27 protein-coding genes are annotated in these 24,522 nt (G+C 65.0%); 22 read left to right on the top strand and 5 right to left on the bottom strand.

Annotated elements, in window-relative coordinates; translation table 11 throughout:
- Nucleotides 1-55: 55 nt before the first annotated feature.
- The 16 genes from J0X27_RS03470 (at nt 56) to J0X27_RS03395 (ending at nt 16,103) form a co-directional block, all read left to right on the top strand.
- The gene (locus tag J0X27_RS03470; protein WP_207271067.1) at nt 56-1,219 is read left to right on the top strand and encodes a 5-(carboxyamino)imidazole ribonucleotide synthase; all 1,164 of its coding nucleotides are present in this window, start codon (nt 56-58) and stop codon (nt 1,217-1,219) included.
- Nucleotides 1,220-1,293: 74 nt separating this feature from the next.
- Complete coding sequence (locus tag J0X27_RS03465) at nt 1,294-1,929, top strand: AIR carboxylase family protein (protein WP_207271066.1); 636 nt, start codon at nt 1,294-1,296, stop codon at nt 1,927-1,929.
- Between the two features lie 372 nt (nt 1,930-2,301).
- The gene (locus J0X27_RS03460) at nt 2,302-2,706 is read left to right on the top strand and encodes an NADH-quinone oxidoreductase subunit A (protein ID WP_097378620.1); all 405 of its coding nucleotides are present in this window, start codon (nt 2,302-2,304) and stop codon (nt 2,704-2,706) included.
- Nucleotides 2,703-3,410, top strand: a complete 708-nt coding sequence (locus J0X27_RS03455) for an NADH-quinone oxidoreductase subunit B (RefSeq protein WP_207271065.1) — start codon at nt 2,703-2,705, stop codon at nt 3,408-3,410. The genes J0X27_RS03460 and J0X27_RS03455 overlap by 4 nt, the downstream gene beginning before the upstream one ends.
- Complete coding sequence (locus tag J0X27_RS03450; RefSeq protein WP_207271064.1) at nt 3,407-5,068, top strand: NADH-quinone oxidoreductase subunit D; 1,662 nt, start codon at nt 3,407-3,409, stop codon at nt 5,066-5,068. The genes J0X27_RS03455 and J0X27_RS03450 overlap by 4 nt, the downstream gene beginning before the upstream one ends.
- 1 nt (nt 5,069) lies before the next feature.
- Nucleotides 5,070-6,149 carry a complex I subunit 1/NuoH family protein gene (locus J0X27_RS03445; protein ID WP_207271063.1) on the top strand — a complete coding sequence of 360 codons (1,080 nt, stop codon included), beginning with the start codon at nt 5,070-5,072 and terminating at the stop codon, nt 6,147-6,149.
- Nucleotides 6,146-6,607, top strand: coding sequence for a NuoI/complex I 23 kDa subunit family protein (locus J0X27_RS03440; protein ID WP_008009959.1), 462 nt, complete (start codon nt 6,146-6,148; stop codon nt 6,605-6,607). Before J0X27_RS03445 ends, J0X27_RS03440 begins: the two co-directional genes overlap by 4 nt.
- 39 nt (nt 6,608-6,646) lie before the next feature.
- Nucleotides 6,647-6,922: an NADH-quinone oxidoreductase subunit J gene (locus J0X27_RS03435; RefSeq protein WP_097378624.1), complete on the top strand. Its 276-nt coding sequence runs from the start codon at nt 6,647-6,649 to the stop codon at nt 6,920-6,922.
- Nucleotides 6,919-7,356 carry a hypothetical protein gene (locus J0X27_RS03430; protein ID WP_207271062.1) on the top strand — a complete coding sequence of 146 codons (438 nt, stop codon included), beginning with the start codon at nt 6,919-6,921 and terminating at the stop codon, nt 7,354-7,356. Before J0X27_RS03435 ends, J0X27_RS03430 begins: the two co-directional genes overlap by 4 nt.
- Nucleotides 7,353-7,658: an NADH-quinone oxidoreductase subunit NuoK gene (gene nuoK / locus J0X27_RS03425; protein WP_097378626.1), complete on the top strand. Its 306-nt coding sequence runs from the start codon at nt 7,353-7,355 to the stop codon at nt 7,656-7,658. Before J0X27_RS03430 ends, nuoK begins: the two co-directional genes overlap by 4 nt.
- 1 nt (nt 7,659) lies before the next feature.
- Nucleotides 7,660-9,708 (top strand): NADH-quinone oxidoreductase subunit L, encoded by a 2,049-nt coding sequence (nuoL, locus tag J0X27_RS03420; protein WP_207271061.1) that lies wholly within the window; start codon nt 7,660-7,662, stop codon nt 9,706-9,708.
- Nucleotides 9,705-11,228, top strand: coding sequence for a complex I subunit 4 family protein (locus tag J0X27_RS03415; protein ID WP_207271060.1), 1,524 nt, complete (start codon nt 9,705-9,707; stop codon nt 11,226-11,228). Before nuoL ends, J0X27_RS03415 begins: the two co-directional genes overlap by 4 nt.
- On the top strand, nt 11,228-12,766 hold the full coding sequence (locus J0X27_RS03410) for an NADH-quinone oxidoreductase subunit N (protein WP_207271059.1): 1,539 nt from the start codon (nt 11,228-11,230) through the stop codon (nt 12,764-12,766). The genes J0X27_RS03415 and J0X27_RS03410 overlap by 1 nt, the downstream gene beginning before the upstream one ends.
- 135 nt (nt 12,767-12,901) lie before the next feature.
- Nucleotides 12,902-14,401: a DHH family phosphoesterase gene (locus tag J0X27_RS03405; protein WP_207271058.1), complete on the top strand. Its 1,500-nt coding sequence runs from the start codon at nt 12,902-12,904 to the stop codon at nt 14,399-14,401.
- A gap of 70 nt (nt 14,402-14,471) precedes the next feature.
- Nucleotides 14,472-15,302, top strand: coding sequence for a CBS domain-containing protein (locus J0X27_RS03400; protein WP_207271057.1), 831 nt, complete (start codon nt 14,472-14,474; stop codon nt 15,300-15,302).
- A 156-nt stretch (nt 15,303-15,458) separates the two neighbouring features.
- The gene (locus J0X27_RS03395; protein WP_207271056.1) at nt 15,459-16,103 is read left to right on the top strand and encodes a helix-turn-helix domain-containing protein; all 645 of its coding nucleotides are present in this window, start codon (nt 15,459-15,461) and stop codon (nt 16,101-16,103) included.
- Nucleotides 16,104-16,134: 31 nt separating this feature from the next.
- Here the strand turns inward: J0X27_RS03395 and J0X27_RS03390 are convergent, their stop codons facing one another.
- Nucleotides 16,135-17,256 carry a M24 family metallopeptidase gene (locus J0X27_RS03390; RefSeq protein WP_207271055.1) on the bottom strand — a complete coding sequence of 374 codons (1,122 nt, stop codon included), beginning with the start codon at nt 17,254-17,256 and terminating at the stop codon, nt 16,135-16,137.
- A gap of 120 nt (nt 17,257-17,376) precedes the next feature.
- Nucleotides 17,377-17,814, bottom strand: a complete 438-nt coding sequence (locus J0X27_RS03385) for a hypothetical protein (protein ID WP_425491934.1) — start codon at nt 17,812-17,814, stop codon at nt 17,377-17,379.
- Nucleotides 17,815-18,033: 219 nt separating this feature from the next.
- On the opposite strand from J0X27_RS03385, the gene J0X27_RS03380 reads away from it, so the two are divergent.
- The 3 genes from J0X27_RS03380 to J0X27_RS03370 all read left to right on the top strand — a co-directional run bounded on the left by J0X27_RS03380 (nt 18,034) and on the right by J0X27_RS03370 (nt 19,707).
- Nucleotides 18,034-18,585, top strand: a complete 552-nt coding sequence (locus tag J0X27_RS03380) for a GNAT family N-acetyltransferase (RefSeq protein ID WP_207271054.1) — start codon at nt 18,034-18,036, stop codon at nt 18,583-18,585.
- Between the two features lie 80 nt (nt 18,586-18,665).
- Nucleotides 18,666-19,178, top strand: coding sequence for an Lrp/AsnC family transcriptional regulator (locus J0X27_RS03375; RefSeq protein ID WP_207271053.1), 513 nt, complete (start codon nt 18,666-18,668; stop codon nt 19,176-19,178).
- A 172-nt stretch (nt 19,179-19,350) separates the two neighbouring features.
- The gene (locus J0X27_RS03370) at nt 19,351-19,707 is read left to right on the top strand and encodes a DUF7344 domain-containing protein (RefSeq protein WP_207271052.1); all 357 of its coding nucleotides are present in this window, start codon (nt 19,351-19,353) and stop codon (nt 19,705-19,707) included.
- A gap of 31 nt (nt 19,708-19,738) precedes the next feature.
- On the opposite strand, the gene J0X27_RS03365 is transcribed toward J0X27_RS03370, so the two are convergent.
- Nucleotides 19,739-20,014 carry a HalOD1 output domain-containing protein gene (locus J0X27_RS03365; RefSeq protein WP_207271051.1) on the bottom strand — a complete coding sequence of 92 codons (276 nt, stop codon included), beginning with the start codon at nt 20,012-20,014 and terminating at the stop codon, nt 19,739-19,741.
- A 213-nt stretch (nt 20,015-20,227) separates the two neighbouring features.
- Between J0X27_RS03365 and fen the strand changes: the two genes are divergently transcribed.
- Nucleotides 20,228-21,205 carry a flap endonuclease-1 gene (fen, locus tag J0X27_RS03360; protein ID WP_207271050.1) on the top strand — a complete coding sequence of 326 codons (978 nt, stop codon included), beginning with the start codon at nt 20,228-20,230 and terminating at the stop codon, nt 21,203-21,205.
- A gap of 58 nt (nt 21,206-21,263) precedes the next feature.
- On the opposite strand, the gene mvaD is transcribed toward fen, so the two are convergent.
- Entirely contained in the window at nt 21,264-22,247 is a 984-nt protein-coding gene (gene mvaD, locus J0X27_RS03355) for a phosphomevalonate decarboxylase MvaD (RefSeq protein WP_207271049.1), read from the bottom strand.
- A 298-nt stretch (nt 22,248-22,545) separates the two neighbouring features.
- Between mvaD and nth the strand changes: the two genes are divergently transcribed.
- Nucleotides 22,546-23,229 carry an endonuclease III gene (nth, locus tag J0X27_RS03350; protein ID WP_207271048.1) on the top strand — a complete coding sequence of 228 codons (684 nt, stop codon included), beginning with the start codon at nt 22,546-22,548 and terminating at the stop codon, nt 23,227-23,229.
- Nucleotides 23,230-23,327: 98 nt separating this feature from the next.
- The gene (locus J0X27_RS03345) at nt 23,328-23,588 is read left to right on the top strand and encodes a hypothetical protein (protein WP_207271047.1); all 261 of its coding nucleotides are present in this window, start codon (nt 23,328-23,330) and stop codon (nt 23,586-23,588) included.
- Nucleotides 23,589-23,700: 112 nt separating this feature from the next.
- Here J0X27_RS03345 and J0X27_RS03340 read toward each other — a convergent pair whose 3' ends face one another.
- Nucleotides 23,701-24,507 (bottom strand): NAD(+)/NADH kinase, encoded by an 807-nt coding sequence (locus tag J0X27_RS03340; RefSeq protein WP_207271046.1) that lies wholly within the window; start codon nt 24,505-24,507, stop codon nt 23,701-23,703.
- Nucleotides 24,508-24,522: the final 15 nt, after the last annotated feature.

The raw sequence follows: 24,522 nt of genomic DNA, 5'->3' as shown, positions 1-24,522 counted from the left end.
GAAGCGGAACGCAAATCACTAATTCTTAAGCGCAGCCACCGTCAACGACCGCGCAATGACAACGCTACGGACGCCGGGACCGACGATCGGCGTAGTCGGAGGGGGACAGCTCGGGCGGATGCTCGCCGAGGCGGCCGCGCCGCTTGGCGTCGAGGTGGTCGTCCTCGATCCGACGCCTGACTGTCCGGCCGCGCCGTTCGCCCGCGATCAGATCGTCGCCGGGTTCGACGACGAGGCGGGGATCCGCGAACTCGCCGCGCGCGCCGACGTGCTCACGTTCGAAATCGAACTCGCCGATCAGGACGTGATGGAGCGCGTGAGCGAGGACACCGGAACGCCCGTCCATCCCGACCCTTCGACGCTCGAGACCATCCACGACAAACTCGTCCAGAAGCGCGAACTCGAGGCCGCCGGGGTTCCAGTGCCGCCGTTCCGCGAGGTCGAGGACGCCGCCGACGTTCGGGCGGCGATCGACGACTACGGCGCGCCGGTAATGTGCAAGGCCCGGACCGGCGGCTACGACGGCCGGGGTAACGTCCCCGTGGAGTCGAAAGCCGACGCCGCGGACGCCCTCGAGTCGGTCGCCGGCCCCGCGATGGTCGAGTCGTTCGTCGACTTCGAACGCGAGGTGTCGGTCATCGCGGTCAAAGGCGAGGACGACGTCGCGACCTTCCCGATCGGGGAGAACGTCCACGAAGACGAGATCCTCCGGGAGACCGTCGTTCCAGCACGCTCGAGCGACGCCGTCACCGAGCGAGCCCACGCGGTCGCGCGCGATGTCCTCGAAGTAATGGACGGACGCGGCGTCTACGGGATCGAGCTTTTTGAAACGCGTGAGGGAGAGATCCTCCTCAACGAGATCGCGCCGCGCCCGCACAACTCCGGCCACTGGACGATCGAAGGGACCCAAACCTCCCAGTTCGAACAGCACGCTCGTGCCGTCCTGGGCTGGCCGCTTGGCTCGACGGAGCTGCGCTCGCCGACCGTGATGGCGAACCTGCTCGCCGACGTCGACGCGGAACAGTCCGCACAGTTAGGCGACATCGACGAGATCCTCGAGACGCCCGGCGCTGCCCTCCACTGGTACGGCAAGCGGCAGGCCCGCCCGCTGCGTAAAATGGGGCACGTGACGCTCTCGGCGGCCGAAGAGAGCGAATCGGTCGACGAGCTGCTCGAGCGTGCACGCGAACTCGAGGACGCCGTGACGTTCCGACCGTAGCGTCGGCCGCGAGTTCGCCAGTCGCTCGCCTCGTTTGCCACCGTTTCAAGTCGGTCGCCCGACCACCACCACCTATGAGCGACAGCATCACCGAACTGATCGACCGCCTGCACGACGAAGCGACGCAGGACCGTCCGTCCGAGGAAACGCCCGACGTCGGCATCGTGATGGGCAGCGACTCCGACCTCGAGACGATGATGACCGGCGGCAAACGCCCCGGTGCCTACGACGCCTTCGTCGAGGAACTGGGCTTCGCCGAGCAAACGGACTTCGAGAGTCCACCCGACGAGCGGTTCACCTTCGAGACCTACGTGACCTCTGCCCACCGAACGCCCGACTTAATGACGGCTTACGCCGAGACGGCCGAGGAGCGCGGTCTCGAGGTACTCGTCGCCGGGGCGGGCGGCAAGTCCGCTGACCTCCCGAACATGACCGCGTCGATCGCGTACCCACTGCCGGTCATCGGCGTCCCCGTCCAGGAGAAATCCGTCGACAGCGTCATCGGCATGCCGACCGGTGCACCGATGGTCGCGGTCGATGCCGGCAAGTCGTTCAACGCCGCGCTGTCGGCCGCCCAGATCCTCGCGCGACAACACGACGAGATCCGGGCGCGACTGGTCGATTATCACGAGGACCTGCGCGAGGGCGTCGGAACCGTTTCTCGAGACCTCCACGATGGCGGGACTCCGTCGTTCCGGAACCGCGAGTAGCCCGAGGTTCGCGCCGAACGGACGATCGATCGCCGGTCAGCCCACGCTCGATCGCTCGACCCTATAGTAGCCACTGAAACGATCGACACACTCATCGCAACGTCGTCGTACGATGAGGTGTGCATTGACGTTCAGTGACTACTAGATCCGTCGCAGGACAATACGCGGCTCGAACGGCGGTTGTCGGCGTATCTCGGCGTCGCGTAACACCGTCTTACCGATTCGTTCAGGGGTTGCACTCTTACAAATAGTATACGGTGATTATTCACGAGGGTCCACTCGGGCTGAACTCCCTTCTCGGCCCGTGTTTCCCCGAAAAACGAAGAATCAACCCTTATGTGCGTGCGGTCTGAAGCCTCGAACGTTACCGAGATGAATGATTGGATCGCCATCGGGGCGCTGGCGCTCGTCGGGGTACTGATACCGGTCGGGATGATGTCGGTATCGTATCTCCTGCGGCCCACCGTGCCCGAAACGAGCAAACGAGCCACCTACGAGAGTGGCGAGATTCCGACCGGCGGAACGCGCATCCGGTTCAATATCCAGTACTACATGGTTGCGCTGCTGTTCGTCGTCTTCGATATCGAGACCGTCCTCCTGTTCCCGTGGGCGGTCGCCTATCAGGATGCGCTCGCGGCGGATATTCCACTCGTCCGTGCGCTCGGGCCGATGCTGTTGTTCGTCGCCATCCTGCTCGTCGGACTCGCGTGGGCGTGGCGCACGGGTGCAGTACAGTGGGCACAGACACCCCGCCAGCTGGAAACTGACAGATCATGAGTAGCGAACAACCACGCAAGCAAATCTACGACAGCACCGCACCGTCGACGGACACCCGCGACTCGCGGATCGGCGAGGGTGCCGACGACCGCTTCAACTCCAAGCTCCGCGAGGCCTTCGGGTCGACCCCGTTCATCCTCACGAAGTTCGACAAATTCATGAACTGGGTGCGGGGCAACTCGATGTTCATGCTCCAGTTCGGGATCGCGTGTTGCAGCATCGAGATGATGCACACGTACGCGATCAAACACGACCTCGACCGCTTCGGGGCCGGTGTTCCCCGCGCCTCGCCCCGACAGGCCGACGTGATGATCGTCCCCGGGACGATCGTTTCGAAGTTCGGCCCCCGCATGAAGCGGGTCTACGACCAGATGCCCGAACCCAAGTTCGTCGTCGGCATGGGCTCGTGTACGATTTCGGGCGGCCCCTTCCAGGAAGGGTACAACGTCGTCAAGGGAGCCGAGGAGATCATCCCCATCGACATCCACGTTCCCGGCTGCCCACCGCGACCGGAAGCGCTCGTCTACGGCATCGTCAAACTCCAGGAGCGGATCCGCAACGGCGAGTCGACCCCCGTCGTCGTCAAGCCCTACGAACTCGAGGAGTTCGGCGACCTGCCGGAGGACGAACTCGTCCAGAAACTGGCGAGCGAGATCGACGAAGACGACCTCGTCATGCGATACAACTGGGCTGATTCGCCATGAGCACGGGACTCGAGCGAGGACAGCAGCCACCGGTCGAAGTGTCGGAAGACGACCTCGCGGCCCTGATCGGTGATCGCGCGCTCGCACGCGACGATCACCTGAACGCACCGGGATTCGTGATCCGGCCGGACGACGTCCAGAGCGTCCTCACGGACCTGCAAGACGAGGCGGGGTTCGATCACCTCGCCAACCTCACCGCACAGGAGTACGCCGACCGGTACGAATCGATCTACCACCTCCGAAAGTACGCCGATCCGACCCAGGAGGTCTCGATCGTCGTCCCGACGACCACCGATAACCCGGTCAGCCAGACCGCCGAACCGGTCTTTCGAACCGCCGACTGGCACGAGCGGGAAGCCTTCGACCTCGTCGGCATCGACTACGAGGGCCACCCCGATCCGCGTCGGATCCTCCTGCCCGAGACCTGGCAGGGCCATCCGCTCTCGCGGGGCTACGACCAGGAGAAACCACAGCTCGTGACTCTCTCGGAGCACGCCAATCCGGTCCAACCGGACCACCACGACGACGAGTCGGACACGATGTTCCTCAATATCGGTCCGCACCACCCGGCGACCCACGGCGTGCTCCACATCGAGACGGTGCTGGACGGCGAGACGGTCGTCGACGTCGACCCCGACATCGGCTATCTGCACCGCTGTGAAGAGCAGATGTGCCAGAACGGGACCTACCGCCACCAGATCATGCCGTACCCGGACCGCTGGGACTACGTCTCCGCCGGCCTGCTCAACGAGTGGGCATACGCGCGGACGGCGGAGGATCTCGCCGACATCGAGGTCCCCGACTACGCGCAGGTCATTCGAACGATGGGGGCCGAGCTCTGCCGGATCGCCTCCCACATGCTCGCGCTTGCCACCTTCGCGCTGGACGTCTACGGCGACTTTACCGCCATCTTCCAGTATGGCATGCGCGACCGCGAGGTCGTCCAGGACATCCTGGAGGACCTGACCGGCCAGCGGCTCATGTTCAACTACTTCCGGCTCGGTGGGGTCGCCTGGGACCTGCCCGAACCCCGCGAGGAGTTCTTCGAGAAGACGCGAGACTTCCTCGACGGGCTCCCCGCGAAGGTCGACGAGTACAACGATCTGCTGACCGGCAACGAGATCTTCCAGATCCGGTGTCACGACACCGGGATTCTCGAGCCCGAGGTGGCCAAACAGTACGGCTGTACCGGGCCCGTGGCCCGGGGCTCGGGCATCGATTACGACCTCCGTCGGGACGACCCCTACGGCTACTACGAGAACCTCGAGTGGGACGTCGTCACCGAAGACGGCTGCGACAACTACTCCCGCGTCCTCGTGCGCATGCAGGAGGTCGAGGAGTCCGCGAAGATCATCGAGCAGTGTGTCGACTTGCTCGAGGACTGGCCCGAAGACGAGCGGACGGTCCAGAGCAACGTGCCACGGACGCTCAAGCCGGACGCGGACACGGAGATTTACCGCGCCGTCGAGGCCGCGAAGGGCGAACTCGGGATTTACATGCGCTCGGACGGGACGGACAAGCCGGGTCGGTTCAAGATCCGGAGTCCGTGTTTCCACAACCTCTCGGCGCTGCCCGAAATGTCCGAAGGGGAGTACATCCCGGACCTGATCGCGTCGCTTGGCAGCCTCGATATCGTGCTCGGGGAGGTGGACCGGTAAGATGTCCGGCATGGCGTCGGTCCCGCTGCAGGATACCGTCTTGCTTCCCGAGCGATTGGGGGATCTGACGGGGCTCGACCAGTTCGGGCTCGCCGGCGAACTGCTGGCGACTCTCATCGGGGCGGTATTCGTCGGCTCCCTGATGCTCACGATGACCGCTCTCGCTGGTCCGTGGGCGAAGCGAAAGATTACCGCCTCCTTTACGGATCGAATCTCGATCAACCAGATCGGTCCCGCCGGAATCGGGATCATCATCGCCGACGCCGTTCGGATGCTCTCGAAGGAGTTGATCGTTCCCGAGAACGCGGATCGTCCAGCGTGGGATCTCGCGCCGATCGTCGTCGTCTCCTCGGCCCTGCTGGGCTTTGCCGTCATTCCGATGGGGAACGGGATCCAACTCGCGGACCCCGAAGTCGGACTCGCCTACGTCTTCGCAGTGTCGGGAATCGCGAGCCTCGGACTGGTGATGGCCGGCTACGCGTCGGCGAACAAGTACTCGATGCTCGGCGGGCTCCGCGCGGTGGCACAGAACGTCGCCTACGAGATCCCGCTGGTCGTCACCGGGATGTCCGTCGTGATCTTCGCCGGCACGCTGCAGATGGGCGAAATCGTCGCGGCACAGGGCGAGACGTTCGTGACGATCGTGGGGATCGACGTTCCGCGGTGGTACGCGCTGGTCAATCCCTTCGCGTTCGTCCTCTTTCTGGTGGCGAACTTCGCTGAGGTCGGCCGCAACCCCTTCGACACGCCGGAGGCACCGACCGAGATCGTCGCTGGCTACCAGACCGAGTACTCCTCGGTCTACTTCGTGTTGATCTATCTCGGGGAGTTCCTCCACATCTTCCTCGGCGGTGCGATCATCGCGACGATCTTCCTCGGCGGACCCGCCGGCCCCGTCCTGCCGGGCATCGTCTGGTTCATCATCAAGATCTGGGCGGTGTTCTTCGCGACGCAGTGGCTGCGCTCGGCGGTTCCCCGCGTCCGGATCGACCAACTGATCGAGATCGGCTGGAAGGGGCTGCTCGTGTTGGCCTTCGCCAATCTCGTCTTGACCGCGGTAATCGTGGGACTGATAGCATGATCGGGATACTCAAATCGATGGCAACGACGATGAAGCACGCACTGGACGGCTCCACCTTCACGGTGGAGTACCCCGAGACCGCACCGGACGTCTCGCCCCGGTTCAGGGGCGTCCACAAGTTCAGTCAGGAGCGGTGCATCTGGTGTCGTCAGTGCGAGAACGTCTGTCCGAACGACACGATCCAGATCGTCACGAACGACCAACGACAGGGCGAACAGTACAACCTCCACATCGGGCAGTGTATCTACTGCCGGCTCTGCGAGGAAGTCTGTCCCGTCGACGCCATCCTCCTCACGGAGAACTTCGAGTTCACTGCGGACACGAAACACGACTTCGTCTACAACAAAGAACAGCTGAAAGCCGTTCCGTGGTACAAGGACATCGACCCGCTCGCCGCCCGCGAACCCGATCGGGACGCGTGGGTCGGTGAAGGCGAGGGAGAGGTCGACTATCAGTAACGGGTCCGCCCGTCCCGCAAACGGGCACTACTAACAACCATGAACTACGAGCTGATCGCGTTCGCGCTGTTTGCCCTCGTGACGCTGGCCAGCGCGATGGGTGTCGTGCTCATGCAGGACCCGTGGCATTCGGCGCTCCTGCTGGGCGTGGCGCTGCTCAGCGTGGCGGTCCACTACGTGATGCTGGCGGCGGAGTTCGTCGCCATGATGCAGGTCCTCGTCTACGTCGGCGGGGTCCTCGTCCTCATCACGTTCGCCGTCATGTTGACCCAGCGCGACGACACCGACGCTGACACAGAGGTGGTACAGGCATGACGACCGGTCCGAAACTCCGACTCGGCAAGACGCTGGTCCCGGGACTACTCGCCGTCGGTCTGTTCGCGGTGATGGCGCTTATCACCCTGAACACGACGTTCGAGCCGATGACCCAGGCTGCGGGGGCTGGCTTCCCCGAGAACGTCTCGATCACGGCCGAACTCGGGTACGCCCTGTTTGGCTTCGACGAGTTGCAGACGATCGGCGGCACCGAACCGTTCCTCGCCGCCGTCTTGCTCGTCGCCGTCGCACTCGACGCCGCACTCGACGCCTCGCTCGTCCTCGCGAAACGCGAGGAGGGCGGCGAGCCCGTCTCCGCACTCTCGAGCGCCGGCGAGGCCTCGAGTGGCGGTGAGGATGCAACGCCGGCCGTCGCCGACGGCGGTTCTCGGTCGGACAGCGGTTCGACCGAAACCGGGGGTGAGAGCCGATGACCGTCGACGTACAGTACTACGTACTGTTGTCGATGGCCGTGTTCTGTATCGGCCTGTTCGGGGTGCTGACGCGTCGCAACGCACTGTTGTTCCTGATGTCCGTCGAACTCATGTTGAACGCCGCGAATATCAATCTGATCGCGTTCGCGTTCTATCACGGCAACCTCACCGGCCAGCTGTTCGCGCTGTTTACGATGGCGCTGGCTGCCGCCGAGGTCGCCGTCGGACTCGGGATCATCCTGGTGTTGTACCGTAACTTCCGTGATGTCGACGTCACGGTTCCAAGGACGATGAGGTGGTAAGATGGCAGCAACAGCAACAGGACCGTTCGGATTCGCACCGGCGATCGCAGTGTTCCCGCTCGTGGCCTTCGTAGTCGCGCTCCTCTTCGGGAAACACCTGCCGAAAAAGGGCGCGATCCCGGGTATCCTCGCGACGGGAGGGTCGCTCGTGGTTTCGCTGGTTATGTTCGCGGCCGTCGCGGGCGGCGACGTCCATCACACGACGCTCTACGAGTGGACGGCCGGCGCGGCCGAGAGCGCCACCGGGGTCGAGACGATCGCGTTCTCCTTTGGGATCCTGATCGATCCGCTCTCGGCGCTCATGCTGGTGATCGTCTCGCTCGTCGCCTTGCTCGTCCACGTCTTCAGTCTCGGCTACATGAACGCCGAGGGAGAGACCGGGCTGCCGCGGTACTACGCCGAACTCGGCCTCTTTACGTTCAGCATGCTCGCGTTCGTCTTCGCGGACAACCTGCTGATGGCGTTCATGTTCTTCGAACTCGTCGGCCTCTGTTCATACCTGCTGATCGGGTTCTGGTTCCGCACGGAATCGGCCCCCTCGGCCGCGAAGAAGGCGTTCCTGGTCACCCGCTTCGGTGACTACTTCTTCCTGATCGGGGTCGTCGCCATCGCGGCGACGTTCGGCACGGTCGGCTTCGCCGGCGAGGAGTCGTTCGTCACCGCAGCCGAGACGGCGATCGACGACGGCACGGCACTGTTCGGCTTCGACGCCGAGACCTGGGTGACGATCACCGGACTGCTCGTGCTGGGCGGGGTGCTCGGCAAGTCCGCGCAGTTCCCCTTCCACACCTGGCTGCCCGACGCCATGGAGGGTCCGACCACCGTCTCCGCGCTCATTCACGCGGCGACGATGGTCGCGGCCGGGGTCTACCTGGTCGCCCGGATGTTCGGCTACTACGCGTTGAGTCCGACCGCGCTGGCGATCATCGCCTTCGTCGGCGGCTTCACCGCCCTGTTCGCCGCGACCATGGCCGTCGTCAAAGACGACATCAAACAGGTGCTGGCGTACTCGACGATCAGCCAGTACGGCTACATGATGCTCGGGCTGGGCGTCGGCGGCTACGTCGCCGGCGTCTTCCACCTGATGAACCACGCCTTCTTCAAGGCCCTCCTGTTCCTCGGTGCCGGTGCCGTCATCATCCTCATGCACCACGAACAGGACATGTGGGAGATGGGCGGCCTGAAGGACAAGGCACCCGTCGTCTACTACACCTTCCTCGCCGGCGCGCTCGCCTTGGCGGGGATCGTCCCCTTCTCGGGCTTCTGGTCGAAAGACGAGGTGCTGTTCGACGCACTCGCAGTCGGACTGGAGCAGCCGGTCATCCTCGCAGCCTACGCGATGGGGCTGCTCGCCGTGTTCTTCACCGGCTTCTACACGTTCCGGATGGTCTTCCTGACCTTCCACGGCGAACCCCGGACCGAGACGGCCGCCGATCCCCATCCGGTCGGCTGGGCCGTCAAGGTTCCGCTGCTCGCGCTCGGGACTCTCGCCGCCGTCGCCGGCCTCGTGAACATGGCTCCGATCGCGAAGCTCGCGGGGGTCGACATCACGTTCCTCGAGTTCTGGCTCGACGGCGAGTACGGTGCCGTCGAGGGGCTGACCTACCACGCCTACCACGAGACGGTGGCCTTCGAAGAGGGCTATATCGGCTCGGAGACGACGACGATGCTGCTGGGCGCGGGGCTATCGCTCGGGCTCGCGCTGGCCGGCGCGGTCACGGCGCACACGCTCTACAACGTGCCCGAACCGTCCCGTCACACGGCGAAACTCGGCGGCGCGTACCGCGTCCTGAAGCACAACTACTATCAGGACGAGTACCAGGTCTGGCTCGCGGAGGGCCTGACGCTGCCGCTGGCGCGGGCGGCCGATCGGTTCGATCAGACCGTCATCGACGGCGTCGTCAACGGCACGTCGACGGCGAGTCTGTTCGGCAGCAGTTGGATAAAGCGGCTACAGACTGGTATCGTGACTAACTACGCGGCGTTGCTGGTGGCCGGGTTCATCGGCTTACTGTTGCTTCTGGGCGCTCTCGGAGGGTGGTTCGTATGATGATCGAAGCACTGATCGCGGTCGCACTGATCGGCGCGCTGGTGACCTTCATCGCGCCGAATCGCATCGCCGGCAAGCTTGCCTTCGCTATTAGCCTCGTGCCGGCGGCGCTCAGCCTGTGGCTGTTGGCCGCCTTCGACGGCAGCGGAAACGCCTTACTCGACGGCGAACTGGCGTTCGAATCGCAGGCGGCTTGGCTCGAGGTCGGCGACTACTCGATCTCGTGGTTCGTCGGCCTCGACGGCATCAGCCTGCCGCTGGTCGTCCTGACGACGATCCTCTGTACGCTGGCGATCGTCAGCTCCTGGACGCCTATCGACGAGCGCGAATCCCAGTTCTACGGGCTCATCCTCTTCATCGAGGCGAACCTGATCGGCGTCTTCTCGGCGCTGGATTTCTTCCTCTGGTTCGTCTTCTGGGAGGCGGTCCTAATCCCGATGTACCTGCTGATCGGCATCTGGGGCGGACCACGCCGGAAGTACGCCGCAATCAAGTTCTTCGTCTACACGAACGTGGCGTCGCTGGTGATGTTCGGTGCCTTCATCGCTCTCGTCTTCGGGCTCGGTGACTCGGTCACCTCCTTCGCGTTGCCCGAAATCGCGACGGCGATGCTCGATGGCGGTCCCGAGGGGCTCTTCGGCCTCGGCGGGACGACGCTCGCCTCGGTCGTCTTCGTCGCGATGTTCCTCGGCTTCGCGGTGAAAGTGCCGATCGTCCCCTTCCACACGTGGCTGCCCGACGCCCACGTCGAAGCGCCGACGCCGGCATCGGTGTTGCTCGCCGGTGTCTTGCTGAAGATGGGGACCTACGCCCTGCTTCGATTCAACTTCACGATGTTCCCCGATCAGGTGGCGGCCTACGCGGTGCCGATCGCGGCGATCGCCGTGATCAGCGTCATCTACGGCGCAATGTTGGCACTCGCCCAGACCGACCTCAAACGGATCGTCGCCTACTCCTCCGTGTCGTCGATGGGCTACGTCATCCTCGGACTGGTCGCGTACACCCAGTTCGGGGTCGGCGGCGCGACCTTCCAGATGGTCTCGCATGGCCTGATCTCCGGGCTGATGTTCATGGCCGTCGGCGTCATCTACAACGCGACCCACACGCGGATGGTTACCGACATGTCGGGAATGGCCGACCGGATGCCGATCGCGGTCGGTATTCTCATCGCCGGTGCCTTCGGCTATATGGGACTGCCGCTGATGAGCGGGTTCGCTGCCGAGTACTTCATCTTCTTCGGTGCCTTCGGGTCCGGAATCCCGTACGCACCGCTGTTTACCGCGCTGGCGATGTTCGGCATCGTCATCGTCGCCGGCTACCTGCTCTTTGCGCTCCAGCGGACGGTGTTCGGACCGTACCGACTCGAAACCGACTACGAGGTGGGCCGCGCGCCCGTCCACGACGTCGCGTCGATGGTCGTGCTCCTGGGACTCATCATCGCCCTGGGCGTGGCCCCCGACCTGATCTTCGACATGATAACCGACGCAATCGATCCGATCATCCAGGGAGGTGAGTTCTGATGGCGGTTCTGCAACTTCCCGAGTGGACGGCACTCGCCCCGGCGCTCATCCTGGCAGGGACGGCACTCATCCTGTTCCTGATAGATAGCATCGACCCCCACTCGACGAATCGCACGCTGCTGGCTGGCACCGCCGTCGTCGGCTCGCTGTCGTCGCTGGCCGTCGCCGTCTGGTACACCGCCGCCGGGGTCGGCGCGACGGGGATCGACAACTACGGCGTCATCGACCTGCTTGGCGGCCAGTTCGTCGTCGACCAACTGGCGCTGTACTTCATGATCATCATCGCGGTCGTCACCGCCCTCGTCGCGGTCGCGAGCTACGACTACCTGCGGGATCACACCTACCAGGCCGAGTACTACTCGCTGGTCATGCTCGCCGCGACCGGGATGTCGACGATGGCCGCCTCGAACAGCCTCGTGACGATCTTCATCGCGCTCGAGTTGACGAGCCTGCCGTCGTACGCTCTCGTCGCGATCCTGAAGGACAACCGCGGCAGCGTCGAGGCCGGCCTGAAGTACTTCCTGATCGGGGCCGTTTCCTCGGCGATCTTCGTCTACGGTGTGAGTCTCGTCTACGGCGCGACCGGCTCCTTGCAACTCACGAATATCGCCGCGGTTCTCGAGAGCGGTGACGGGGCCGTCGCCGAGATGGACGGCCTGCTCGGACTCGGCATCCTCATGCTGATCGGCGGCATCGCGTTCAAGACCGCGAGCGTCCCCTTCCACTTCTGGGCCCCCGAGGCCTACGAGGGCGCGCCCGCGCCGATCGCCGCGTTCCTCTCCTCGGCCTCGAAGGCCGCCGGCTTCGTGCTCGCCTTCCGCGTGTTCACGACGGCGTTCCCGCTCGAGGCGACGACGGCCGTCATCGGCGTCGACTGGACGCTGGCGTTCGTGATCCTCGCGATCGTCACGATGACGGTCGGGAACTTCGCGGCGGCGACCCAGGAGAACGTCAAGCGGATGCTCGCCTACTCCTCGATCGGCCACGCCGGCTACGTGCTGATCGGGCTCGCGGGCCTCTCCGCGGACGGCGGCGAACTCGTCATGGGCGCGGCCATGATGCACCTGCTGGTCTATGGCTTCATGAACACGGGCGCGTTCCTGTTCGTCGGGCTGGCGGAGTACTGGGGCGTCGGCCGGACCTTCGAGGACTACAACGGCCTCTCGACGCAGGCTCCGTTCGCCTGCGGGGCGATGGCGATCTTCATGTTCAGCCTCGCAGGCGTCCCGCCATTCAGTGGCTTCTGGAGCAAGTATCTCCTCTATACCGAACTCATCAACGCGGCGGCGGACAACACGCTCTTGCTCGTCCTCGCGGCCGCGCTGGTTATCAACAGTGCGCTCTCGCTGTACTACTACTCGCGGCTGGTCAAGGCCCTCTGGATCGAGGAACCGATTCTCGACCGGGACTCCCTCGCCCAGCCGACGGCGCTCTACGCGGCGATCGTCGCCGCCGCCGTGATGACCGTGGTCCTCCTCCCGGCGTTCGGGCCGATCGCCGACGCCGCGACCGAGGCGGCGGCCGCGGTCGTCACGTAATAGGGGTCCAGTCGGTACCGGCCCAGCCACACAGGGCGGGTCGCGGCTGGGCCGGATCCCAGTGACAGCGGGCCGTATGAGGAACGGACGAACGACCCGGTAGCTTTTACCGGCCGGGGTTGCAAGCCGCGATAAATGGGTTTCCGGCTGGTGCTCGGTTGCGGGACCGTCTGTCGACAGGTGACGGAGCAGTTGCCCGATCGCGACGGAGATCGATCGCTCGTCATCACCGACGACGAAAGCACCGTCGAGACGTTACGCGAGGAGAGCGTGCCGGCCCGCGACGCCGATCCCACCGATCCCGCGACCATCGCGAACGTCGACCGACCGGACCTTATCTTCGTCGCTAGTGACCGCACGGACGTCAACCGGGCCACGCTCGAGGCCGCTCGAGACCGCTTCCCCGAGGCGGTGATCGTCGCCTATCTGGGCGGGAACGCGACGGACACGGATCGCGATCGGTTCGACGAACTCGCCGACGCCGTCGTCGATCCCGACGGTGCCATCGCCGCGCAGGTACTCGACGACGCGGCGAGCCCCTCGGCCGAGGCCGCGATCGAACTCCGGGAGTTCCTCGCGGGGATCGACGGCCGACTGGCGGTCGTGGCCCACGACAACCCCGACCCGGACGCGATCGCGAGTGCCGTCGCGCTCGTCGACATCGCCGAGTCTGTCGGCGTCGACGCCGACGCCTGCTACTTCGGCGAGATCTCTCACCAGGAGAACCGGGCGATGGTCAACTTGCTCGATCTCGACCTTCGAAACCTGGCTCCCGATGCATCGATCTCGGAGTATTCGGCCTTCGCGCTGGTCGATCACTCCCGTCCCGGCGTCAACGATCAACTCCCCGAGGACCTCCACGTGGATATCGTCATCGATCACCATCCTCCTCGGGGCCCGGTTCCCGGCGAGTTCGTCGACCTTCGACAGGGAGCGGGGGCAACCAGTACGATCCTGGCCGAGTACCTCGATCGGTTCGACGTCGCGTTCGACGTCGCGACCGCGACGGCGCTGCTGTACGGGATTCGGATCGATACGAACGACTTCACTCGCGAGGTCTCTCCCGACGACTTTCGGGCCGCGTCGCTGTTGTGGCCCCACGTCGACACCTCGCTGCTCGACCAGATCGAACAGCCCTCGCTCGAGGGTGAGACCCTCGAGACGATCGCCAAGGCGATCAAAAATCGGATCCAGCGCGGGTCGGTTGCGGTCGCGAGCGTCGGGCGCATCGGTGATCGTGATGCGTTACCCCAGGCAGCCGATCAGTTGCTCACGATGGACGGCATCGAAACGACGCTCGTCTTCGGCTTCAACGACGAGATGGTGTTCCTGTCGGCCCGGTCGCGGGCCGCCGACGTCGATCTCGGGGAGACGCTTCGGGACGGGTTCGACCGGATCGGCAGCGCGGGCGGTCACGCCGACATGGCGGGTGCACAACTCGAGATCGGCATCTTGGGGAGTGCCGACGACGAGGAGGAGGTCGAGTCGATCGTCAGCGTGGTCGAAGAGGTGATCACGAACCGCTTTTTCGAGGCGATCGACACGCGGCCGGGGGTTCCGGTCGGCGCGTACACCCAGACCAGCGAGTGGCTGTTCACCCAGCGGGGCGAGCGAGACGACGGCGAGTCGGCGTAATTGGTGTGGGTGCCAGCGGCGCGGACCGTCAGTGACAGTCCTTTTGCGCGGGGCTCTCGTAGGTCCGTGCATGGAAGTCGCGTCGGATCGGACGAAGCCGAAGGTCGAAGACTACATGACACGTGACGTGGCGACGGTGTCGCCCGACGAGACCGTCGGCGACGTTTCGACGCGGATCGCCGAAAGCGAGGAACACAGCGGCTTTCCGGTCTGCGATCGACGCCGCGTCGAGGGGTTCGTCAGCGCCCGCGACCTGCTGCTCGCGGACGACGACGACCCGATCTTTACCGTCATGGCGACCGATCTGCTCGTCGCCCATCCCGAAATGAAGGTGACGGACGCGGCACGCGTGATCCTGCGGTCGGGCATCCAGAAACTGCCCGTCGTCGACGACGCGGGCAACCTCGTGGGGATCATCTCCAACGCCGACGTCATCCGCAGCCAGATCGAACGCGCGACCCCCGAGAAGGTCGGCAAACTCATGCGAACGCTCGAGCAGATCCACGAGATCGAACTGACGGAGGAGCGACGAACGGTCCCCCTCTCGGAGCTGACGCCGACGCAGGGTCGGGTCTACGCCGACGAACTCGAGGGACGGCGGTACGAACTCGAGCGTGGGCTGGCCGAACCGTTAGTGGTGATCGACAACGACGGCACGCTCCTGTTGGCGGACGGCCACCACCGCGTGCTCGCGGCCGACAGGTTGGATATCGACGAGATGGACGCCTACGTTATCGTCATCGACCAGGAGATCGAGCTGGGGATGGCACGGACGGCCGAAAAGGAGGAGCTAGAGCGGATCGACGACATCGACGTCGTCGACTACGCACGCCATCCGCTCGTCCAGACGACGAAGCGACTCCAGTCGAAGGGCGGGACCGGGGACGACGAACCGGCGTAGACGAGAGCGATCACCGACGCGTCTCGAGTGATTGTCGGCACGGCGGGCGGTGTTGGTCCCGTCTCCGAGCGGCGTTCACCGGCGGTATCGCGGTTCCGCTGTCGTCGCCACAAAGGTTTAACTCCGCGCGAACCCTCCTCCTGTACGAGTAGACACATGAGTTCCGACGATACTGACGAGCATCCGGTCGACGGGACGGAGGAGGGCGAGGAACCGATCGAGGGACCGGAGGACTTCCTCGCAGACGACGGGGAGGCCGTCGGTCGAGCGCCGACCGCCGAGGAACTCGACCAGCGAATCGTCGACTTGCTCTCGTGGATCCTGGACACGGAGACCCGCGCGAAGATCTACGTGTATCTGCTGGCAAACCCCGGGAGCACCTCCGAGGAGGTCGCGAAGGGAACCGGTCTCTACCCGAGTACCGTCCGCGAAGCGCTCGCGGAACTCCACGACGAAGACCGCGTGACACGAGAGAAACGGGCCAGCGACGGTGCCGGGAACAACCCCTACGAGTACGCGGCGATCCAGCCGAGCGAACTCGTCGGCGGCGTCGTCGACCAGGTCCAGCACGAACTGAACACCATCTTTCGGCTCGATCGCGTCCTCGACCGGGAGCCCGACCGCGAGTCGACCCCCGGCCTCGAGGAGGCGGTCGAACCGGTCACGATCACCGTCGACGACACGGCTCCGACGTCGGACACCGATGCCGATTCGGACGGAGAATCGGGGACCGATGGCGACGTCATCGAGTTCGAAGACGACGACGGCGATGCCGACGACGATCACGGTCAACTGACCTGATCCGGTCGCTCGTTTTCGGATTGCCGGTTCCCTACTCCTCGAGTTCGAGGACCGTCGGCCGCTCGAGGTCGCAGTCACGGCCGACTGCCTCGATGGTCGTCGTCGGCCAGCGATCCGTCGCCGTCAGGAACTCGATTTCGTCGTCGGTGACCAGTGCGGTGTCCTCGCTTTTCGCCCCCTGAACGGACGGGTTCCACGCGTAGGCCATCGGCGATTCGACCGGCGCGTCGTGGTCGGGTGTCGCGATCCACTCGCGTCCGGCGAAGCCGGCAGCGCCGCCCTGATGGTGGTGTTCCCACTCGCCGTCGTAGCCGACCTCGTCGTAGGCGTTCTGGATCGCGGCGAAGACGTCGCCAGCGGTCTCGCCGTCGGCTCCACTGCCGTCGCTCGTGGCGGCCGCCCGGGTCGCTGCCAGTGCCGTCGTCTCCACGCGAGCGGCAGCCTCGTGGCGCTCCTCGAGCCAGGACGGCGGATCGAAGGCGACGGTCCGGGTACAGCTCGCGTGGAGGCCGGCCCGCTGGGCGGTCACGGAGACGAGCGCGTAGTCGCCGAGTTCGGCTTCGGTCGGCGTGTAGTGGCGATACTGCTGGACCCGCTTTGCGCCCCCGACGAGTACGACGGGCGTTTCGATGTTTCGCGCCGAGAGGGCGACCCGCAGCGCCGACGCGACCTCGTGTTCGGTATCCTCGGGGCGCAGCTCCCGACAGACTGACTCGACGGCGGACGCCGTCTGTCCGCCGAGTTCGCGGTATCGCTCGCGATCGCGTTCGGTCAGCGGCTGGCGCAGTGACGACGGATCGATGCGCTTGAACCCCGGAATCGAGATGTCGGCGACGGCCCGGTCGTCGTCGGCGACGTGCGCTGCGATCGCTTCCTCGAGCGACGATGCGTACCAAGGCATCTCCACGACCGAAACCTCCCCCGCCTCGAGATCGGGGAGTTCCTCCGCGACGAGCCGGTCGGCTTCGATGTTGTCCGTCACGAGGGACACCTCGGTCCCGTCGTACCCAACGGCAGCGACGCCGGTATCGGCCTCGCGGTCGACGACGTTGCTCCCGCCCGTGAACCAGGCAAACGAGTTGGGCCGGGCGAGCCAGATCGAGTCGAGGTCGTGGGACTCGAGGGCAGCCTCGAGTCGCTCGCGTTTGTCCATGTCGGGTTCTGGCGAGGATCGTTCTTGAATCCGGCGAACGCTTCTTCGGTGGCCAACCGGGGCGGGCTGTCGGGACGTGGACGAACCCGTGGCCCAGTCGAACCCGATCGGCGTCCACCCCTAGCGCTCGAGTCGCCGTTCGATCGGCCGGTCGCGGAGGTCGACCGTCGCGGCAAAGACTGCTCCGAGGACGACGCCCAACAGGGCGTGACCGAGCAGGCTGCCGGCAGCGGTCGTGGGGAACTGCTCGGTGTTGCCCCCGACTGCGGTCGCCCAGACGGGGAGGACGAGCAACGGGAGAACCGCCCAGACCGCGAGCCCGTAGACGAGACCGGCACCGGTCACCCGGGAGGGCACGCCGGTTCGGGAGAGCGCATCGGTTTCGACGTCGGTCCACGACACGCCGAGGATCGATGGGCGCGTGACGAGGAAGCCGAACACGAGTCCGAGGACGATTCCGTGAGCGACGTGGATCGCCCAGCCGAGGGGACCGGCTGACTCGAGGCCGTAGATCGCGGGGATCGCAGCCTCGAGGACGTCCGGCTCGAGGAGGACCATGACGATCCCGAACGCGATCGCGCCGACCGCACCGCCGACGAGCCAGCCGGCAGGGCCACTCAGTCCGAACGCGGCTGCGGTGTCGGATTCGCCACTCGTCGTCGGACGGCTACCACGAAGGAGTCGAAAAGCGTTGGTGGGGTCAGCGATTCGGTATCTCGGCCCTGGGTGACCGTTCCGAGCCCGAGCATTGTAGTGGCTCGCTCGCGAAGCACTCCCGTGGAGTACGAACTGCTCGCGTGGCCGCCCGACGGACCCAAGCTCCGACTCGACCACGAACGGTTCAGCTACGCCGGCAAGTTCGTCATGACGAACACCGGCAAGGCAGTCGCCCGCGCCGACGACGGCCGGCTCGTCGCGGCCGTCGCGTTCAACGAGGATCGCACCGACGACGACGTGTTGTGGCTTCGCTACGTGACCGTCGACCGCGACCGCCGCGGCGAGGGGATCGGCCCTGCACTCTGCCGGCGAGTGCGGGATCGCGCCCTCGAGCGCGGCTACGGCCGACTCCGGATCGCCGTCAACAACCCCTACGCCTACGAGGCGCTCTATCGGACGGGATTCGTCTACACCGGCGAGACGACGGGTATCGCCGAACTGATCCTCGAGTATCCGACGCCTGACGACCACGGTACCGCGGCGTGGACCGATCGAGAGCGGTATCAGGCTGGCCTCGAGGAGTACCGCGACCGGGGCCTCTCCGAGGCGGAGGAGCAGTTCCTCGAGTCGCGGCGCGAGGCCGAGCCGCCCGCCCTCGAGTCCGTCGAGTAGCGATCTCGGCGTTCGCAGTCGACTGCTCCGCGTTGTGTTCAAGCACCCGATTCAACTCGCTCGAGGGCGAACGCGATGGTATGGTCGACGAGCCACTCGACAATCTCGACCGCCGTATCCTGCACTTGCTCCAAGTGGACGCCCGCGGTGCCAGCGACACGGCCATCGCCGACGAAACCGACGTCACGGGGACGACGATCAACAATCGGATCACGCAACTGGAGGAGAAGGGCGTCATTCTCGGCTACAATCCCGAGATCAATTACGAGGCCGCGGGGTATCCGATGCGCGTCCTCTTCATTTGCTCGACCGACCTCTCCCGGCGGTCGGAAATGGCGGAGCAGGCACTCGAGGTGCGGGGCGTCGTCAACGTCCGGGAGATGTTGTCCGGCGAGGAGAACCTCCACGTGGAGGTGGTGGCCGAAGCGACGACGGACATCAAGCAAAGCACCGAACAGTTAGACGAGTTGGGGCTACAGCTCGTGAGCAGCAACATCCTGGCGGAGGAACACGTCCAACCGTGGAATCACTTCCACCAGGAACTCGTCGGCGAGCCCGACGCGCTCTCGGACCGCGAGTCAACCGAAAAGTAGCCATCGAAGCCGATATTGATTGGAGTATTGAACTGTTACCGGCGGGTCCCCGGCCGAATCGCCCCCGTTCGCTTGAAAAAACCAATCGGTCAGCGGTCTCTCCTCAGGATTGTAAAGTATGCAGAGTTATCGCAAAAAAGAGGTTAAGAGGGGCGAGACCAATCGATACGTGATGGCAGGACCGCATACGTCACGACTGACCGAAACGTTCGATCTCTTGTCTCATCCCTACCGGCGCTACGTGCTATACTATCTCACGAGAGAATCCGAGGCGGTCGGGATCGACACCCTCGCAGCCGTGATCGCCAACTGGGACGGTGACGGGACGAAGACGCCTCCCGGGAGCGGTCGCAGAGACGTCGAGACCGCGCTCCGTCACACGCACCTTCCGAAACTCGCCGACGCCGGCATCGTCCTGTTCGGCACGAACGCGGATGCGATCGAGTTCAGGGCAACGGACAGGTTCGACCGGATCCTCGAGGAGACGGCACGTCTCGACGGCTACATGCAAACCGCTCCCAGCGAGTGATTGCGAGAGCGCACGCGATCGCCCGGATCGTTCAATCGTAGCGGATCGTCAATCCGTCCTCGGTGATTCGAACCCCGTAATCGGCGATCGAAAACGAAATAACGAGCCGACTATCGGCAGTAACGAGCGCATCGAGCGCTTCGGGATCGACGTAATCGTAGAGGGTGTTGTCCAGTGTCGTCGAGAGATCGGCCGGTGTAACCTCTTCTAAGGATGCGATCGCTCCGATGATCGCCATACTCGGCTCGGTGGTCGCCCAATCGTAGTGATGGTGGACGGACTCGGAGTAAGTAGAGCAGTCATCCATAGTCATCGGTAGCGCTGTGTTCGGTTATAGTTGCCGCGCCGTATGAACGAAACCGACCGCCGCTCGCACGACTGCTGCCACTGTGGGCTCGCCAGTTCCGTTACTACGGGTGTGGAAGGGCGGGGACGGTTCGCTCGCGGATCGAACGCGGATCCACGAGGACGCCGACTGCGAAGCCAACGATTCAAATCCCAGTCCGCCTAACTGCCGTCAATGGGAAACGCTGCACTTCGGGACATCGCCGTCATCGAGGACATCCCCTTCGCGGACATCGAGGGCGTCGTCGCCGTCGACGCACACAACTGGCTCTATCGATACCTGACGACGACGGTCAAGTGGACCGACAGCGGCACGTACACGACCGCCGACGGGACCGAGGTCGCCAACCTCGTCGGGATCGTCCAGGGACTCCCCAAGTTCTTCGAACACGACATCACGCCGGTGATGGTCTTCGACGGCGGTCCCTCCGATCTCAAGGACGACGAGATCGAGTCCCGCCGCGAGCAACGACGGAGCTACGAGGACCAACTCGAGACTGCCCGCGAGGAAGGCGACGCAGTCGCGATCGCCCAACTCGAGTCTCGCACCCAGCGACTGACGCCGACGATCCAGGAGACCAGCCGCGAACTCCTGGGACTGCTCGACGTGCCGATCGTCGAAGCGCCGGCGGAGGGGGAAGCCCAGGCCGCCCACATGGTCACGCGCGGCGACGCCGACTACGTCGGCTCCGAGGACTACGACGCCCTGCTCTTTGGCGCACCGCTGACGCTGCGTCAGCTGACGAGCAAGGGCGACCCCGAACTGATGGACCTCGAGGCCACGCTCGAGCACCACGACCTCACCCTCGAACAGCTGATCGACGCGGCGATCCTCGTCGGGACGGACTTCAACGAGGGGGTCTCCGGCATCGGTCCCAAGACCGCGATTTCGGCGATCACCGAACACGGCGACCTCTGGAGCGTCCTCGAGGCGCGGGGCGACCACGTCGAACACGGCGATCGCGTTAGACAGCTATTCCGCGATCCCAACGTGACCGACGACTACGAGTTCGAGACGACGCTCGAGCCGGATCTCGCCGCCGCCCGCGAGTACGTTACCGACGAGTGGGGTGTCGACGAAGACGAGGTCGCACGCGGCTTCGAGCGAATCGAGGAGAGCGTCACCCAGACCGGGCTGGACCGCTGGACGTGAGTTCCGAACCTGCTCTTAATCGAATTTTTGCCGAGGGTGCGCCAAACAAAACGTCGTCTCAGAACAGGTGTTTGTCCTCGTCCAGGAGTTTCGCGGGGCCGCCGACGTCCCAGACGGTGGTGGAGACGCCGCAGTCGGCGACGGCTTCCTCAACTTCGTCGGCGTGTTCCTCGGTGGTGTTGACGTAGACGCTGGCCCCCGTGTCCGTCGAAAAGTAGACGGGGATGTCCTCCTCCTCGCGGAGTTCGCGGACTTTGTTGAAGACCGCGAGCGTGGCCGGCTGCCAGTAGACCCACCCCGAGGGGCCGGTCATGGTCGTCGCAGCCAGCGACAGCGAGTCGTGTTCGGCGCGTTCGAACACGCCCTCGAAGTCGTCGTTGCGCAGGGAGTCACGCATCTTCGCGATCTGTTCGTGGATGTGGGCGTTGCGGGCCTGGAACATGTGGCTGTCGGCGGCTTCGCGGTGGGCGTCGTCGGTGTCCTTGTGGTAGGGGACGAGGCCGACGACGATCTTGAGGTCCTCGTGGAGGTTCGAGGGGACCCGCTCGGAGCGACAGTCCTCGTCGTTCATCCCGGTGCGGAGATGTGAGAAGGCACCGGTGACCGCCCGCGCGGACGAGGCCGACCCGACGCGGGCGATCGTCGAGATCTCTCCTCTGGAAGCGTCGAGTTCGGCCGCCTCGGCCAGGGCCATCGCCGCGGCCGCAAAACCGGAGGAGGAAGATCCCAGCCCGACGTTGGTCGGGAAACTGTTCTCGCTCTCGAGGCGGACCGGGTAGACGGTGTGCGCCGCGTCGGACTTCGAGCGGGCCTTCTCGACGACTGCTTCGACCCGTTCGTACGCTCGCCCCTCGAGTTCCTCGCCGTCGACGACGAAGGTGTCCTCGTCGTAGTCCATCGAGAACTCGACGGTCGTGCGGGTGTGGCTCGGGGCCGTACAGACGCTGATGCTGTCGTGGTAGGGCAGGCGCTCGATCTCGTCGCGCATCCCGTGATACTTGACCAGCCCCTGAATGGGGTGGGCCATGGCCGTGGCTTTCATACCCACATAGGTGGCTGAGGGCCGCTTAAAGCTCACGGCATCCGGCGACCGATCTCGGCCCGGGACTGACTCGCAGATTGAGACTCTTCTAAAGTTAACAGTACCCAGTCGGCGCTCGAGTCGCGAGACTATCGTAGTCATTGAACGTCAATGCCCACCTCATCGCCCGACGACGGTGCGATGAGTGTATCAATCGTTTCGGTGGCCACGATACCGCCGAAGACAGATCGCGTCCGTTCCGCCGCCGAGGCGATCCGGAACCCGAACGCTAAACAGAACCGGTTCCCACCACCCTCCTATGGGAACCCCACGCGAGACGCCCCAGGCCCAAGCCGAGGCGGTGGTCGACCGCCTCGAGGCGGAGTATCCCGAGTCGACGATTTCGTTGCGGTACTCGAACCGCCTCGAACTGCTGATCGCGGTGATCCTCTCGGCGCAGTGTACGGACGAACGGGTCAACAAGGAGACGAAACACCTCTTCGAGAAGTACGACGGCCCCGAGGATTACGCGACCGTCGATCAGGACGAACTCGCCGAGGACCTGAACTCGATCACCTATTACAACAGCAAGGCGGAGTACATCCGCGACTCCTGTGGGACGATCCTCGAGGAACACGACGGCGAGGTGCCCGATACGATGGACGAACTGACCGAGCTCTCGGGCGTCGGCCGAAAGACGGCGAACGTCGTCCTCCAGCACGGCCACGACATCGTCGAGGGAATCGTCGTCGACACGCACGTCCAGCGGCTCTCACGGCGGCTGGGGCTGACCGAGGAGAAGTATCCCGAACGGATCGAGCAGGATCTGATCGAGATCGTCCCCGAGGACGATTGGCAGCAGTTTACTCACCTCTGTATCGACCACGGGCGGGCGACCTGTACGGCACAGAATCCCGACTGTCACGACTGCGTGCTGGCGGACATCTGCCCCTCGGAGAAGGGCGACAGCGGGATCGACCTCGCCTCCGGCGACCCCTGGTAATCGGCCATTAGACGGCCTGAAACGGCGCGATCGGCACGCCGACCTTCGCAAGCCCAACGCCCTTTCGGGAGCCGCCGATACCCCATGTCGGGATCGCTATGTCCGACACCACTGACGAACACGAGACCACCGGGACGGACGAACACGGCCGCGACGTCCAACTCGAGAAGGAGCAAACCGATCCGGAGGAGACGCGAGACGAGGAGGGGCTCACCGAGGAAGAGAAGGAAGCCCGAGAGCGACGGAACGAAGCGCAACGCCGTCAGGACATCGAACAGCAGTCCGACGATCGGGAGGACGACGCCCTCGAGAATGCGAATCCGGACCACCACCGGGACGAGGAGCCGTACAACAACTGAGACGGTTTGCTGTCCCGACGTCCCGGTGGGGCCGCGGGGCGGTCGTTCCCACCGGCACTGACGGACAGGAGACCGTATGAGACGGTCTGTCGTGCCCGCTCACAGTCATCGCCTACGATAGCCGCTCGTCGGGAACGCACAGCGTCGAGAGCGTGCCGTCGGCGGCGACGACAACCCGTGACTCGGGCGTCACCATCCCGGTCGACCGCCCGTCGACGACGAGTGTCACGTCACCTTCCTCGCGTTCGACCGTAAACGTCGATTCGTCGTTTGGAAGCACCCATCGGCGCGTCTGGGTGACGAACGGCCCGATCGGCGCGACGGCAACTGCGTCGATGGCCGGCGAGAGCTGTGGTGTGTCGACTGCACTCGCGTAGCCGTGGCTGCCCGCCGGCGTCGCCACGACGACGCCATCGGCGCGGAAGGTCGCGACGGGCTCCCCACGGCTTCGGACGCCGTACTCGGAGATTCGTGCCGGTTCGTCGGTGATGAGCGTCACGTCGAACAGGGCGCGTTCTCGGCCCACGATAGTCGCGGGCTCGCCGTCACGCGTCGACTCGAGGACGACGTCCAGAACCGGATGGGACCGACGGATGCTGTCCCCATCGAGGACGGCCGCAAGTGCATCGGGAAGTCGATCGCGATCGATCGACTCGATACCGGAGACGGGACCGATCGGAAGGACGGGGGAGTCGACGCCGGCACGGGCGATCGCCGACAGGGTTCGTTCGCCAGCCGTCACCAGCACCGACGGGTCGGCCGCCAGAACGTCCTCGAGGACCCCGCTACTGATCGTCCCGCCGGCATCGACGACTGCCGTCTCGAGAGCCTCACCGATCCCGATCGCGTCGCTGGCCGCGTCCTCGGGATCGACGACGCCGACGACGGGAGAACTGTCCGCGCTCCACGCGCCATCCATGGCCGTCAGTTCACA

The sequence above is a fragment of the Natrinema longum genome (assembly GCF_017352095.1).
Taxonomy (GTDB): domain Archaea; phylum Halobacteriota; class Halobacteria; order Halobacteriales; family Natrialbaceae; genus Natrinema; species Natrinema longum.
This window is presented reverse-complemented; position numbering and strand designations above follow the sequence as displayed.